The sequence below is a fragment of the Amycolatopsis sp. cmx-11-32 genome (genome assembly GCF_047608695.1).
Lineage (GTDB): Bacteria > Actinomycetota > Actinomycetes > Mycobacteriales > Pseudonocardiaceae > Amycolatopsis.
Genome location: NZ_JADNQN010000004.1, coordinates 429851 through 442936, shown reverse-complemented (window position 1 = coordinate 442936; position 13086 = coordinate 429851). Strand labels below are relative to the sequence as shown.

Sequence of the window (13086 nt, the reverse complement as noted above, 5' to 3'; positions counted from 1 at the left end):
GCACGGCCTAGGACTTTCGAAAGGCAATCATGATCAACCTTGAGGTTCCGAAGAAGGCCGGCGGCCTGATCAACCAGGCGTACCAGGCCGCGGCCGAGGTGTTCCGGCCGATCTCACGCAAGTACGACCGCGCCGAGCACACCTATCCGGCCGAACTCGACATGTTCGCCGCGCTGCTGGACGGGCTGAACTCCTCCGGTGAGGGCGGCGCGGGCGCGGCGGGGGTCCGCCGGTCCGAGAAGAACGAGAAACCGGGCAACCGCAACGGTTCCAACCTCAACATCGTGCTCGGCACGATCGAGATGTGCTGGGGCGACGTCGGTCTGCTGCTGTCGATGCCGCGTCAGGGTCTCGGCAACGCCGCCATCGGTTCGGTCGCGACGGACGAACAGCTCAAGAAGTTCTCCGGGCTGTGGGCCGCGATGGCGATCACCGAACCGGACTGCGGCTCGGACTCGGCCGCGATCACCGCGACCGCGCGCCTCGACGGCGACGAGTACGTGATCAACGGCGAGAAGATCTTCGTGACCGCGGGCGAGCGCGCCGACGCCGTCGTCGTCTGGGCCACTCTGGACAGGACGAAGGGCCGCGCGGCGATCAAGTCGTTCGTCGTCGAGAAGGGCACGCCCGGCTTCGAGGTGGTGCGCGTCGAGCACAAACTCGGCATCCGCGCCTCCGACACCGCCGTGCTGCGTTTCGAGAACGTCCGTGTGCCCAAGGAAAACCTTCTCGGCACGCCGGAGATCGACACCGCCAAGGGTTTCGCCGGGGTCATGCAGACCTTCGACAACACCCGCCCGCTGGTCGCCGCCATGGCCATCGGTGTCGCCCGCGCGGCACTGGAAGAGACCCGGAAGATCCTCACCGACGCCGGGGTGACGATCGACTACGACAAGCCCGTCCACAGCCAGCACGCCGCGGCCGCGACGTTCCTTCAGCTGGAGGCCGACTACGAATCAGCGTACCTGCTGACCATGGAATCGGCGTGGATGGCCGACAACCGCAAGCCGAACTCGCTGCAGGCGTCGATGGCCAAGGCGAAGGCGGGCCGCTCGGTCGTCGAAATCACGCTGAAGTGTGTAGAGCTGGCCGGAACGTGGGGCTACACCGAGGAATCGCTGTTGGAAAAGTGGAGCCGGGACGCGAAGATCCTCGACATTTTCGAGGGGACACAGCAGATCCAGCAGCTGATCGTGGCTCGCCGGATCTTGGGAAAGACGAGCGCGGAGCTCAAGTAGCGTCCGAAGTGTCGTGAAGGGGCCCGTGCAGCTGCACGGGCCCCTTTTCTTGTCTATTCCCCACAAACTCGCCAGCACGACAACACCATCAAGTGAACCACCGCGACGACCGGGCAGAGGTACTCTCGAATCTCCCCTGTCCGCGAGGCCCGGAGTCGCGATGAGGCTCGCCGCTCGACAGCTCTCCCCCGTCGCACGCAGGTGTCTCGTCGTCCTCGCCGTGACGGCCTGCTATTTCGCGACCGGCCAGATCGGTATCCAGTGGGCCATCGTGCGGGAGCAGATCTCGCCGCTGTGGCCGGCGGCCGGGGTCGCGCTGGCGGTGCCGATGCTGCTCGGTCCGCGGTTCTGGCCGGGAATCTTCCTCGGCGCCCTCCTGACGAACATCGCCATCGGGCCTTCACTCGCCACCGTCATGGCGATCTCCGCGGGCAACACGATCGGCCCGATGCTGGCCTACGCGGTGATGCGGCGGCTGGGCTTCCGCAACCGGCTCGACCGGCTTCCCGACGCCGTCCTCCTGGTGACGATCGGGGCGATCGGGGGCACGGCCCTCAGCGCCGTACTGGGCACCGGCGTCCTGGTCCTCGGCGGCGCGCTGGGCGCCGGGGACTTCTGGCCCACGGCACTCGTGTGGTGGACCGGCGATGCGATGGGAGTCCTGACGATCACCCCCCTGTTACTCCTCGCGCCGAAGTTCCGCCTGCCGAAGCGAGTCTCGCCGGCGCGCTGGGGCGAAGCGATCGCGCTGGCCATCGTGGGCACCGGCACGGCGCTTCTCGCGTCCATCACCACGTCCAAGCTGTTCGTGGTCTTCCCAGTACTCGTCTGGGCGGCGCTGCGCTTCCGGCAGGTCGGGGCACTGCTGTGTTCCTTGTGCGTCTGCACCTTCACGATCTTCGCCGCCGTACGAGGGCTCGGCCCCTACGGCTCCTACGAGCTTGTCCCCCGCTTGCTGCACGTACAGGCCTTCGACGCCTCTGTCGGGATGACGGCGCTGGTGCTGTCCACCATCGTCCTGCAACGCGACCGCGCGACCGCGGAGATCACCGAAGCCTGGCTCCAGATCACCGAAATGGTCGACACGATCGCGCCACGCCAGTCGTTGCGCAGTGCCATGACCCAGCGCAAGAGCGACGAACTCGCCGACTGAAGCTCAGGCGACCTGCTCGTCGAGGAAACGGTCGAGGTGGCGCCAGGTGGTGCCGCGCGCCTTCCGTCCGGTGAGGACGCCGAGGTGCCCGCCGGGCGCGGTCTCGAAGGTCACCGACGGCGAGTTGTCCAGCAGACCGGTGAGCCGTTCGACGGCCGCGCGCGGGGCGATCGTGTCGTTCTGCCCGGCGATGACCAGGGTCGGCACCTTGATCCCGGACAGCGCGATGATGCGGCCGTTGAGGTCCACCGTGCCCTCGGCCAGGTCGTTGGCGCGGAAGAACCGGTGGTAGATCTGGCCGAACGTGCGCCCGGGGTAGGCGATCATGTTGTCCATGAAGTGATCGACGGCCTCGATCTGTGCGAGATAGTCCCGGTCATCGAGATTCTTCAGGATGGCCAGCGGTTTGGTGATCTCCTTGCTGATACCGGTCGCGCGGAAGACCCGGCTGACCAAATAGGACGGTGCGCCGCCGAGCACGCGGTAGATCGGGGTCAGCAGGTGGCCGCCGGTGAGATCCACGAGCGGGCGGAACGGGGCGATCAGCGGGATCGCGGTGAAATCGAACGGCGACGCGATGGTCGCGATCGACTCGATCGGCAGCTCGGGCTGGTCGGCGGCGGTCAGCAGGGAGAAGATCCCGCCGAGGCACCAGGCGATGACGTGCACGCCCCGGCCGCCGGAGTCCTCGCTGACCTTGCGGATCGCGCGCGGGAGCACCTCTTCGATCCAGTGCTCGATGCCGAGGCGCCGGTCAGAGAAGGCGACGTTCCCGTAGTCGACCAGGTAGGTGTTGCGGCCGCCGTCGACCAGGTGCTCGGCGAGACTGCAACCGCGGCGCAGGTCGAAGCACAGCGCGGGCGCGGCCAGCGGCGGCACCAGCAGCACCGGCGGGCCGGACACCGGGTCCTTGCCGTTCGTCAGCCGGTACACCGAACGGTTGGGGCCCTGGTCGAGCAGGACCCGCGGCACCGGGCGAAGATCGGCGACACCACCGTGCAGCACCTTCCCGACGACGTTCGACGCGGCGGCGGCGAGCCGTGCCGGGGGTGTTGCCATGAGGTGCCTCCTGAGGAATCAACGCGGTAAGCCGTAATCTTGCCGCGTGCGGGCGCCCGACTCAACACCGTCACCGTCACAGGCCGTCCACTTCGGACAGTGACTGGGCCGTCCGAGTTAACAATCGGCATCCTTTTCCACCGTCGGCGCACTCCGCGCGGCACGCGATTCGTACTCCGCGCGAGCGCTGGAATGCGTTGCGGAGGATAGAATCTTGTCGCCGCCCAGGGCGCGAAGGAGTCCTTCGCCGAGGCGCCGCGGGAGCAGCCGTGTGATCCTGCCCATGGCGTCCAGCGACGCGGGAACGAAGACGTCGAATTTGGGACGGCGTAACGCATCGACAATGGCCTGCGCCACATCTTCCGGCTGCACCGACTTGAAGAACTTCGCCTCGCCGAGCCCGCTGGCCAGCTCCGTGCGCACGACGGCGGGCATCACGCACGAGACCAGCACCCCCGTTCCGTGCAGTTCCAGATGCACTGATTCCGACAAACCGACGACGGCGTGTTTCGTGGCGCAGTAGGTGGCGGCACCGGGGAATCCGGCCTTTCCTGCCATCGACGCGATGTTGACGATGTGGCCGGTGCCACGCGGGCGCATCCGCTTCACGGCTTCCCTAGTGCCGTGGATGACCGCGTGCAGGTTGATCTCGAGCAGGCGCCGGGTCGCGGCGTCGTCCTCTTCGTCGAGCGGCGCGAGCGGCATGATGCCCGCGTTGTTGATCAGCACGTCGATCGGGCCGACGCGCCGCTCGACCTCGTCGAGGAACTCGGTGAAGCCCTTGGTGTCGGTGACGTCGAGCGGCAGCGCCTCCGCACCCAGTTCGGCCGCGGTCTTCTCCGCGAGGACCTGGTCCAGGTCGCCGATGACCACCTTGGCGCCGAGCCGGGACAGGGCCGTCGCGGTGCCTGCCCCGATGCCCCGCGCCGCCCCGGTGATCACGACGACCTTGCCTGCTAGGGAACGCGGTTGCTGCCTGGCCATGCTGGGCTCCTCTGCGACTTCGCTGTCCGGGGCACTGTTGGCGATCTGTCAACTATGGTGCACCGGAAGTCACGATGACGCCAGCCCTACGGCCGCTGTACGAGCACCTGCCCGATCCAGCCGTTGACGTCGAAACGCTCGGCCGGGGTGAAACCTTGGCGCTCGTAGTAACGCTGCAGGCCACCGTCGCCGCCGGCCCAGCAATCGACACGGAGCAGGCCGATTCCCCGTTCCCGCACCTCGGCCAGCGCGAACTCGAGGAGCCGCGAGCCGACCCGGTGCCCGGAGAAGCGGCGCGAGGTGAGCAGCAGCCTGATGTAGAGCTCGGGTTCGCCGACCGGCGGCGCGTAGTGCATCGCGTCGCCGAGGATGATCGCCCCGGCCACCTCGCCGCCGACCTCGCCGATGTACAGCCCGTGTTCGCCGGCCATCCCGCGCACCCGCTCGATCCGCTTCGGGACCGTGGACCACGGCTCGGTTCCCCACTGGCCACCGCTACCGCGTTCGACCAGCCACGCGACGGCGTCGTCGAACATGTCCAGCAACGCTTGGAAGTCCCCAGAACCACCCTTACGGATGATGAAATCGCTCATCCTCCCGTTTTACAACATCGTGAGGACGCGCGGGCCTTCCGCCGTGATCGCGACCGTGTGCTCGACGTGCGCGGCCCGGCAACCGTTCACGGTGTGCAGCGTCCAGCCGTCCTCGGCGATCCGGTAGTCGTCGACGCCGTCGGCGATGAGCATCGGCTCGATCGCGAGCACCAGCCCCGGCTTGAGCCGCATGCCGCGGCCCGGCCTGCCCTCGTTCGGCAGATGCGGGTCCTCGTGCATCGCGCGGCCGATGCCGTGGCCGCCGTGGCCGTCGAGGAGGCCGTACCCAGCCTCGCGACCGACGGTGCCGACGGCGTGGGAGATGTCGCCCATCTTGTTGCCCGGTATCGCGGCCGCGATACCGGCGGCCAGCGCGCGTTCGGTGGTCGCGATGAGTTCGAGGTCGGCCGGATCGGCCTCGCCGACGACGTAACTGATCGCCGAGTCCCCGTGCCAGCCGTCGATGTAGGCGCCGGAGTCGATGCTGACCAGATCCCCGTCACGAAGGCGATAGTCCGACGGGATGCCGTGGACCACGGCGTCGTTGACGCTCGCGCAGATCACGGCGGGAAACGGCGTCGGGGCGGAATGGGGCCGGTAGTGCAGGAACGACGGTTTCGCGCCGGCGTCCCGGATCACCTGCGCGGCGATCTCGTCCAGCTCCTTCAAGCTGACGCCGATCGCCGACGCGTCCTTCACCGCTTGCAACGTCCGCGCCACGACACGGCCGGACTCGCGCATGGCGTCCAGCTCGGTGGCGGATTTCAACTCGACCATGCCGATAACTATACCGGTATAGTTATCGTGTGCGTCAAGCCGTAACTCACGGGTCAGGAGACGCCGAGGTGCCGCGCGATCAGCATCCGCTGCACCTCCGAAGTGCCCTCCCCGATCTCCAGGATCTTCGCGTCCCGGTAGAACCGGCTCACCGGGAACTCGTTCATGAAGCCGTACCCGCCGAAGATCTGTGTCGCGTCGCGCGCGTTGTCCATGGCGGCGTTCGACGCGACGAGCTTCGCGATCGACGCCTCCTTCTTGAACGGCTCGCCGCGCAGCATCTTCGAAGCCGCCGCGTAGTACGCCAGCCGGGACGTGTGCGTGCGCACTTCCATGTCGGCGATCTTGAACTGGATCGCCTGGTACTCACCGATCTTGTGCCCGAACGCCTCGCGTTCCTTGACGTACCGCAGGCATTCGTCGACACATCCCTGCGCGAGTCCGACGCTCAACGCGGCGATCGCGACCCGGCCTTCGTCCAAAATGGACAGGAACTGGGCGTAGCCCCGGCCGCGTTCGCCGACGAGGTTCTCCGCCGGGACACGGACGTCGTCGAACGACAGCTCGTGCGTGTCCGAGCAGTTCCAGCCGACCTTGGAGTACTTCGGCGCCACCGCGAAGCCCGGGGTGCCGGACGGGACGATGATCGCCGAGATCTCCTTGCGCCCGTTCTCCTTCACGTCGGTCACGGCGGTGACCGTGACCAGTTTCGTGATGTCGGTACCGGAGTTGGTGATAAACGACTTGCTGCCGTTGATCACCCAGGTGTCACCGTCGAGTTTCGCCCGCGTGCGGGTGGCGCCGGCGTCCGAACCGCCGCCCGGTTCGGTGAGCCCGAAAGCGCCGAGCGCGGTCCCGGCGCACAGTTCCGGGAGCCACTTTTCCTTCTGCTCCTCGGTGCCGAACCGGTAGATCGGCATGGCGCCCAGTGAAACCCCGGCTTCGACGGTGATCGCGACCGACGAGTCGACCCGCGCGAGTTCCTCGAGCGTCAGGCACAGCGCGAAGTAGTCGCCACCCATGCCGCCGTATTGTTCGGGGAAGGGCAGCCCGAACAAGCCCATCTCGGCCATTTTCGCGACGATCTCGTACGGGAACTCCTCCCGCTCGTACAGGTCGCCGATGACCGGGGCGACCTCGGAGCGCGCGAATTCCTCGACCGTCTTGCGCAGCGCCTCGTATTCGTCATCCAGCCGAAAGTCGATCATTGGCCATCCTTTTGGGGTGTCACAACGGCTACCGTTTCGTCCAGCGCGACCTGTTGGCCCGCCCGGACGGGGAGTTCGCTGACCACGCCGTCGATCGGCGCGGTGATCGTGTGCTCCATCTTCATCGCCTCGACGACCACGAGGGGCGTCTTGGCGCTCACGACGTCGCCGGCGGCGGCCTTGACCACGAGCACGGTGCCGGGCATCGGGCTGGTGACCGGTCCCGCGCCGCCCGCGGCACCGGCGGCCGACCGCAGCCGCTCGCGCTCACCGATCGCGAAGCTGTGGCCGTCCCGCGCGAGCCAGACGGTCTTCCCGCGTCCGGCGGCGTGCCGGTAACGGTGGAATCCGCTGGGGTGCCGGACTTCCAGCAGCTCGCCCTCGCGCCGCGCCGAAACCCGCACAGGGACACCGCCGTCGACACTGACGAGCGCGTTCGCCGGGGTGCCCTGCACTCGCACAACGGCTTCGGAGCTTCCGGACTTCAGGGCGAAATCGATCCCGCCGGACGCACCGAGCCGCCAGCCGTCCGGTACGTCCCACGGGTCGATGACCGATCCCTGGGGCTGCAAGGAGAGCAGCCGATCGAGCGCGGCCGCCACGAAGAACTCCGGCGGCACCTCTTCGGAGACCAAAGTGGACAGTCGCCGGTCGACGAGGCCGGTATCGAGCTTGCCGTTCCGGACATCGGTGTCCGCCAGCAGCCCGCGCAGGAACGCGACGTTCGTGCCGAGACCGAGCAACGCGGTGTCGGCGAGCGCCAGGTCGAGGCGGTGCAGCGCGGCGGCGCGGTCCGGCCCCCAGGCGATCACCTTGGCCAGCATCGGGTCGTAATTCGAACCGATGACCGCGCCCTCGCTCATCCACGAGTCGACGCGCACGCCCTCACCGGTCGGTTCATGGACGGCGAGCACGGTTCCGCCGGTGGGAATGAAACCGCGCGCGGGATCTTCGGCGTAGACCCGGGCTTCGACGGCGTGACCGTCCAAGCGGACGTCTTCCTGAGACACGGTGAGCACGGCGCCGGCGGCGATCTTGACCTGCCACTCCACGAGATCGAGCCCGGTCACCAGTTCGGTCACCGGATGCTCGACCTGGAGACGAGTGTTCATCTCCATGAAGAAGAACTCGTCCGGCGCGGTGGCCGACACGATGAACTCGACCGTTCCCGCGCCGACGTACCCGACCGACCGGGCGGCCTCGACGGCGGACGCGCCCATTCGCGCGCGCGAGGGACCGTCGAGCAGGACCGACGGCGCCTCTTCGATGATCTTCTGGTGACGCCGCTGCAGACTGCACTCGCGCTCACCGAGATGGATCACGTTGCCGTGCGTGTCGGCGAGCACCTGGATCTCGATATGCCGCGGCGTGGTGACGAACCGCTCGATCAGCAGCGTGTCGTCACCGAAGGAACCCTTGGCCTCACGGCGAGCGGACTCCACGGCGGCGGCCAATTCGGACGTCGCGTTCACCAGCCGCATACCCTTGCCGCCACCACCGGCGGACGGTTTGATCAGCAGTGGATAGCCGACCTTCTCAGCGGCGGCGGTGAAACCACCTTCGGGAATGTCCACATCGGACGCACCGGGCACGACGGGGACACCCGCCTTGGACACCGTCGCCTTGGCGCGGATCTTGTCGCCCATGGCGTCGATCGCCTCGACCGGCGGGCCGATGAAGACCAACCCCGCCTCGGCACAGGCGCGGGCGAATTCCGCGTTCTCCGCGAGGAAACCGTAGCCCGGGTGGACCGCCTGCGCGCCCGTGTCGAGCGCCGCTTGGACGATCGCCGGAATGGACAGATAGCTTTTCGCCGCCTCGGCGGGGCCGATGCGGACCGCCGTATGCGCCTCGCGGACGTGCCGGGCGTCGGCGTCCGCGTCGCTGTACACCGCGACCGAACGAATACCGAGCCCCTGCAGCGAACGGATCACGCGGACGGCGATCTCCCCGCGATTGGCGACCAGAACCGTGTCGAACATGCTCACATCCGGAAAACGCCGTAGTTGACATCGGAAAGGGGCGCGTTGGCCGCCGCGGACAGCGCGAGGCCGAGCACCGTGCGGGTGTCCGCCGGGTCGATCACGCCGTCGTCCCAGAGCCGCGCCGTCGAGTAGTACGGGCCGCCCTGCGCCTCGTACTGCTCGCGGATCGGATCCTTGAAGGTCTCTTCGTCCTCTGTGGACCATTCGCCGCCGCGTGCCTCGATGGCGTCACGGCGGACCGTCGAAAGCACGGACGCCGCCTGCTCGCCGCCCATGACCGAGATCCGCGCGTTCGGCCACATCCACAGGAACCGCGGCGAGTACGCGCGGCCGCACATCGAGTAGTTCCCCGCGCCGAACGAGCCGCCGATGACGACGGTCAGTTTCGGCACACGCGCGCAGGCCACCGCGGTGACCATCTTCGCCCCGTGCTTCGCGATGCCTCCGGCTTCGTAGGCCTTGCCGACCATGAAGCCGGTGATGTTCTGCAGGAACAGCAGCGGGATCGAGCGTTTGTCGCACAGTTCGATGAAGTGCGCGCCCTTCATCGCCGACTCGGCGAACAGCACGCCGTTGTTCGCGACGATCCCGACCGGGTGGCCGTGGATCCGGGCGAACCCGGTGACCAGCGTCGAGCCGTACTCCTTCTTGAACTCGCCGAACCGGCTGCCGTCGACGATCCGGGCGATGACCTCGCGGACGTCGTAGGGCACGCGCGGGTCGGTCGGGACGACGCCGTACAACTCGTTCGGGTCGGCGACCGGCGCCTCGGTCGGAAGGACATCCCACGGGCGCGGGGTACGCGGCCCCAAAGTAGACACGATCGAGCGAACAATGCGGAGCGCGTCGGCGTCGTCCTCGGCCAAGTGGTCGGTGACGCCGGACTGACGCGAGTGGACGTCCCCGCCGCCGAGTTCCTCGGCCGTGACGACCTCGCCGGTCGCGGCCTTCACCAGCGGCGGGCCGCCGAGGAAGATGGTGCCCTGATTGCGCACGATGACCGCTTCGTCGCTCATCGCCGGGACGTACGCGCCGCCGGCGGTGCAGGAACCGAGCACCGCGGCGATCTGCGGGATACCGCGCGCCGACATCGTCGCCTGGTTGAAGAAGATCCGGCCGAAGTGTTCACGATCCGGGAAGACCTCGTCCTGCCTCGGCAAAAACGCGCCACCGGAGTCCACCAGGTAGACGCACGGCAGATTGTTGTGCAGCGCGACCTCTTGCGCGCGCAGGTGCTTCTTGACGGTCATCGGGTAGTAGGTGCCGCCCTTGACCGTGGCGTCGTTGGCGACGATCACGCATTCGCGGCCGGAGACCCGCCCGATTCCGGTGATGATCCCAGCCGATGGCGCCTCGTCGTCGTACAGTCCGGTGGCGGCCAGCGGGGACAGCTCCAAGAACGGCGAACCCGGGTCGAGGAGGGTGTCGACCCGGTCGCGCGGCAGGAGTTTGCCCCGCTCGACGTGGCGGGTGCGGGATTTCTCCGGGCCCCCGAGCCGGGCCGCGGCGAGCCGCTCGCGCAGATCCTCGACCAGCTCGACATGGGAGGTGACGCCGCGGGCGTAGTCGTCGCTGCCCGGATCGGCCGAAGTACTCAGTACGGGTGTGTCCATGGCTCCTCGTCGCCAAGTTAGCCGTCGTTAACTCGCCCTCGTAGGTTAACGGCCACTAACCTCGCTTGTCCACCGCACCCCGCAAGTACGTGAAGGCCCCCCTCCTTGCACTTAGCGCAAGGAAGGGGGCCTTCACGTACTCCGGTGAAAATCAGCCGATCGCGGCGACCAGCGGGGCGTAGTAGCCGCCGCGCTGTCCGGCGGCCGTCGGGTGGTAGGAGTTCACGATCGGCCAGGTGAGGCTGTGCAGGTAGTCGTTGGCCGACGAGCAGATGTTGTGCCCGGTGAACGCACTCCGCACATCGACGAACTTCGCGCCGTGGGCGGAGGCCCGCGCCGAGAGCACCGACGCCAGCGTGTCGGAGCCCGAGTTGATCGCGGAGCGCTTGGTGTCACTGAGCCCGACCGAGCACGAACCCGGCACCGTGTAGAAGCGCGGGTAGCCGAGGACGACCAGCTTCGCGGCCGGAGCCTTCGACTTGATCGTGCTGTAGACGTTGTTCAGCAGCCCGGGCAGCGTGTTGTTGACGTAGTTCTTCGCGGTGTTGACCCGGTTGATACAGGTCTGGTCACTGCCGGTGGTACAGGTGGTCATGACGTCGGCGAATCCGGCGTCGTTGCCGCCGACCGACACCGTGACCAGCGTGGTGCTGGAGGTGACGTTCGCGGCCTGGCTCAGTACGTCGCCGGTGCGCGCCCCCGAGCACGCGACGAACTTGAACGTGGTCCCGGCGTGGGCGTTGGCCCACAGCTGGGGATAGGAGTTGGCACTGCGCATGCAGTCGCCCGAGTTCCCGTAGCTGCCGGCACCGACGCCGGACGAGTACGAGTCACCGAGCGCCACGTAGTTGGTCGCCGCTTGAGCGGTGCCGGCGAGACCGAAGGTGGCAAGGACAGCGACCCCCAGGGCCGCGACTGAACGAGTGAAGGAAAACGCTTTGATCCGAGCAGGGACGGCCATGGTCACTCCTTCGTGACAAGTTAACAAGACAAAGCACTACCAGGTGGCAGCTCCACGCAAAAGGGTCATTTCCCCAGGTAACCCGCTTGGCTCAAGCTGGAGGTACGGCCGCGTGTTAGCGCTCGCTAACACACAGCCTTAATATGGCCAGATGCCGGCGAACCCCACCCCACTCGTGAACGGCGAAAAGGCGAACAGGCGCGAACAGATCATGGCCGCCGCCTCCGAACTCTTCGCCCACCACGGTTTCCACGGCGTCGGCATCGATGACATCGGCGCGGCGGTCGGCATCTCCGGTCCGGCGCTGTACCGGCATTTCCGCAGCAAGGACGCCATTCTCGGCGAGATGTTGAACTCGATCAGCCGCTACCTCCTCGACGGCGGGACGGCGAGGGCGAGCCAGCGGGACGAGCCCGGCGAGGTTCTCGAAGCATTGGTGGATTTTCACGTAGAGTTCGCGCTCGCGCATCCCGCGCTGATCACCGTCCAGGAGCGCAACCTCGCCAATCTCACCGACAGTGACCGCAAGCAGGTCCGGGCCCTCCAGCGGCAGTACGTCGAAGTGTGGGTGCGCGCGATCAGTGACGCCGTCCCCGGGATCGGCGAGCGGCAGGCGCGGTCGGCGGCGCACGCGGTCTTCGGGTTGATCAACTCGACGCCGTACAACCGCCATCTCGGTGACAACGAACTCGCCGAAATGCTCTGCCGTCTCGCGCTGGGTGCACTACGCGCCGCGAAGTGACCCCGTCCGGGTTTCGGCCTATCGCCACTCTTCCGTCCTCTGGTGTTTGATAGGCACGTGGAGCCGGACAGGAGCGAGTACGAGCGGAGGCTCGTCGAAAAGGCGCAGCGTGCGCTCGTGGCGATCAGTCTCGGGGAGGACGCCGAGGCGCTCGACGAGCTCACGCCGACCGCCGTCGAGCCGCAGGCCCGCTCCGAAGAGACCAAAGAACTCGTAATGATGCTCTTCGGCGAATGCAGCGTCATGGTGTCGACTTTGGGCGACGGCGGCAGCGCGCCGGTCAAGGTGCAGGTGTTCGACGAGGACGGCGAAGAGGTCTCCATCGATCAGGCGGATCCGCCCGTGCGGACCGCCGTGCGCACGCTCCTGGCCGAGGTGCACGGCAACAGCGAGGCCGCGCAGGAACAGGTCGAGATCGCGCTCGCCAACGCCGCACCCGACGAGGTCGACAGCCTGGTGCTGCAGGCCCTGCGCTGGACGATCCGGCTGTCGACGGAATGCCTCGACCGGGACCTGCCGGTGGCGCCGTGGATCTCGGACGCCGTCGCGGACTAACGTCGGCCAGGTCGCGCACGGACACGGTCCCGCTGCCGAACTCACCGTGTGGATTTCGGGACGTCAGATGACCCAAAATCCACCCAGTCCCGCACGACAGCCCCCATGACCACCGGAACCGGACGGGGCGTGTGGAAACCGGGACACTCAACGTCCCTATATCCACACACCCCTCCGACGCCACCGATGCCCTACCCCTCAAAGAAGCCCAAATCGCC

General features: G+C 67.5%; 12 protein-coding genes. 4 read left to right on the top strand and 8 right to left on the bottom strand.

What is annotated here, in order from left to right:
* Positions 1–29 precede the first annotated feature (29 nt).
* Complete coding sequence (locus tag ACM6LR_RS14535) at positions 30–1238, top strand: acyl-CoA dehydrogenase family protein (RefSeq protein ID WP_414939425.1); 1209 nt, start codon at positions 30–32, stop codon at positions 1236–1238.
* A gap of 160 nt (positions 1239–1398) precedes the next feature.
* Positions 1399–2391, top strand: a complete 993-nt coding sequence (locus ACM6LR_RS14530) for an MASE1 domain-containing protein (RefSeq protein ID WP_414939426.1) — start codon at positions 1399–1401, stop codon at positions 2389–2391.
* A gap of 3 nt (positions 2392–2394) precedes the next feature.
* Here ACM6LR_RS14530 and ACM6LR_RS14525 read toward each other — a convergent pair whose 3' ends face one another.
* The 8 genes from ACM6LR_RS14525 to ACM6LR_RS14490 all read right to left on the bottom strand — a co-directional run bounded on the left by ACM6LR_RS14525 (position 2395) and on the right by ACM6LR_RS14490 (position 11571).
* A complete protein-coding gene (locus ACM6LR_RS14525) occupies positions 2395–3450 on the bottom strand; it encodes an alpha/beta fold hydrolase (protein ID WP_414939427.1) in 1056 nt (351 codons plus the stop codon).
* 117 nt (positions 3451–3567) lie between these two features.
* Positions 3568–4434, bottom strand: a complete 867-nt coding sequence (locus ACM6LR_RS14520) for an SDR family oxidoreductase (RefSeq protein WP_414939428.1) — start codon at positions 4432–4434, stop codon at positions 3568–3570.
* Positions 4435–4520: 86 nt separating this feature from the next.
* On the bottom strand, positions 4521–5027 hold the full coding sequence (locus tag ACM6LR_RS14515; RefSeq protein WP_414939429.1) for a GNAT family N-acetyltransferase: 507 nt from the start codon (positions 5025–5027) through the stop codon (positions 4521–4523).
* A 9-nt stretch (positions 5028–5036) separates the two neighbouring features.
* Positions 5037–5804, bottom strand: a complete 768-nt coding sequence (gene map, locus ACM6LR_RS14510) for a type I methionyl aminopeptidase (protein WP_414939430.1) — start codon at positions 5802–5804, stop codon at positions 5037–5039.
* 53 nt (positions 5805–5857) lie between these two features.
* A complete protein-coding gene (locus tag ACM6LR_RS14505; RefSeq protein ID WP_414939431.1) occupies positions 5858–7012 on the bottom strand; it encodes an acyl-CoA dehydrogenase family protein in 1155 nt (384 codons plus the stop codon).
* Complete coding sequence (locus ACM6LR_RS14500) at positions 7009–8994, bottom strand: biotin carboxylase N-terminal domain-containing protein (protein WP_414943948.1); 1986 nt, start codon at positions 8992–8994, stop codon at positions 7009–7011. The genes ACM6LR_RS14505 and ACM6LR_RS14500 overlap by 4 nt, the downstream gene beginning before the upstream one ends.
* Before the next feature lie 2 nt (positions 8995–8996).
* The gene (locus tag ACM6LR_RS14495; protein WP_414939433.1) at positions 8997–10610 is read right to left on the bottom strand and encodes a carboxyl transferase domain-containing protein; all 1614 of its coding nucleotides are present in this window, start codon (positions 10608–10610) and stop codon (positions 8997–8999) included.
* Positions 10611–10761: 151 nt separating this feature from the next.
* Complete coding sequence (locus tag ACM6LR_RS14490; RefSeq protein WP_414943947.1) at positions 10762–11571, bottom strand: SGNH/GDSL hydrolase family protein; 810 nt, start codon at positions 11569–11571, stop codon at positions 10762–10764.
* Between the two features lie 151 nt (positions 11572–11722).
* Between ACM6LR_RS14490 and ACM6LR_RS14485 the strand changes: the two genes are divergently transcribed.
* Positions 11723–12313 (top strand): TetR/AcrR family transcriptional regulator, encoded by a 591-nt coding sequence (locus ACM6LR_RS14485; RefSeq protein ID WP_414939435.1) that lies wholly within the window; start codon positions 11723–11725, stop codon positions 12311–12313.
* A 57-nt stretch (positions 12314–12370) separates the two neighbouring features.
* Positions 12371–12868, top strand: coding sequence for a hypothetical protein (locus ACM6LR_RS14480; protein WP_414939436.1), 498 nt, complete (start codon positions 12371–12373; stop codon positions 12866–12868).
* The last annotated feature ends 218 nt before the right edge of the window (positions 12869–13086 follow it).

Excerpts from the sequence above, each read along its gene's own strand:
- ACM6LR_RS14535 (WP_414939425.1), top strand. The coding sequence starts at position 30 with ATGATCAACCTTGAGGTTCCGAAGAAGGCCGGCGGCCTGATCAACCAG.
- ACM6LR_RS14530 (WP_414939426.1), top strand. The coding sequence starts at position 1,399 with ATGAGGCTCGCCGCTCGACAGCTCTCCCCCGTCGCACGCAGGTGTCTC.
- ACM6LR_RS14525 (WP_414939427.1), bottom strand. The coding sequence starts at position 3,450 with ATGGCAACACCCCCGGCACGGCTCGCCGCCGCCGCGTCGAACGTCGTC.
- ACM6LR_RS14520 (WP_414939428.1), bottom strand. The coding sequence starts at position 4,434 with ATGGCCAGGCAGCAACCGCGTTCCCTAGCAGGCAAGGTCGTCGTGATC.
- ACM6LR_RS14515 (WP_414939429.1), bottom strand. The coding sequence starts at position 5,027 with ATGAGCGATTTCATCATCCGTAAGGGTGGTTCTGGGGACTTCCAAGCG.
- map (WP_414939430.1), bottom strand. The coding sequence starts at position 5,804 with ATGGTCGAGTTGAAATCCGCCACCGAGCTGGACGCCATGCGCGAGTCC.
- ACM6LR_RS14505 (WP_414939431.1), bottom strand. The coding sequence starts at position 7,012 with ATGATCGACTTTCGGCTGGATGACGAATACGAGGCGCTGCGCAAGACG.
- ACM6LR_RS14500 (WP_414943948.1), bottom strand. The coding sequence starts at position 8,994 with ATGTTCGACACGGTTCTGGTCGCCAATCGCGGGGAGATCGCCGTCCGC.
- ACM6LR_RS14495 (WP_414939433.1), bottom strand. The coding sequence starts at position 10,610 with ATGGACACACCCGTACTGAGTACTTCGGCCGATCCGGGCAGCGACGAC.
- ACM6LR_RS14490 (WP_414943947.1), bottom strand. The coding sequence starts at position 11,571 with ATGGCCGTCCCTGCTCGGATCAAAGCGTTTTCCTTCACTCGTTCAGTC.
- ACM6LR_RS14485 (WP_414939435.1), top strand. The coding sequence starts at position 11,723 with ATGCCGGCGAACCCCACCCCACTCGTGAACGGCGAAAAGGCGAACAGG.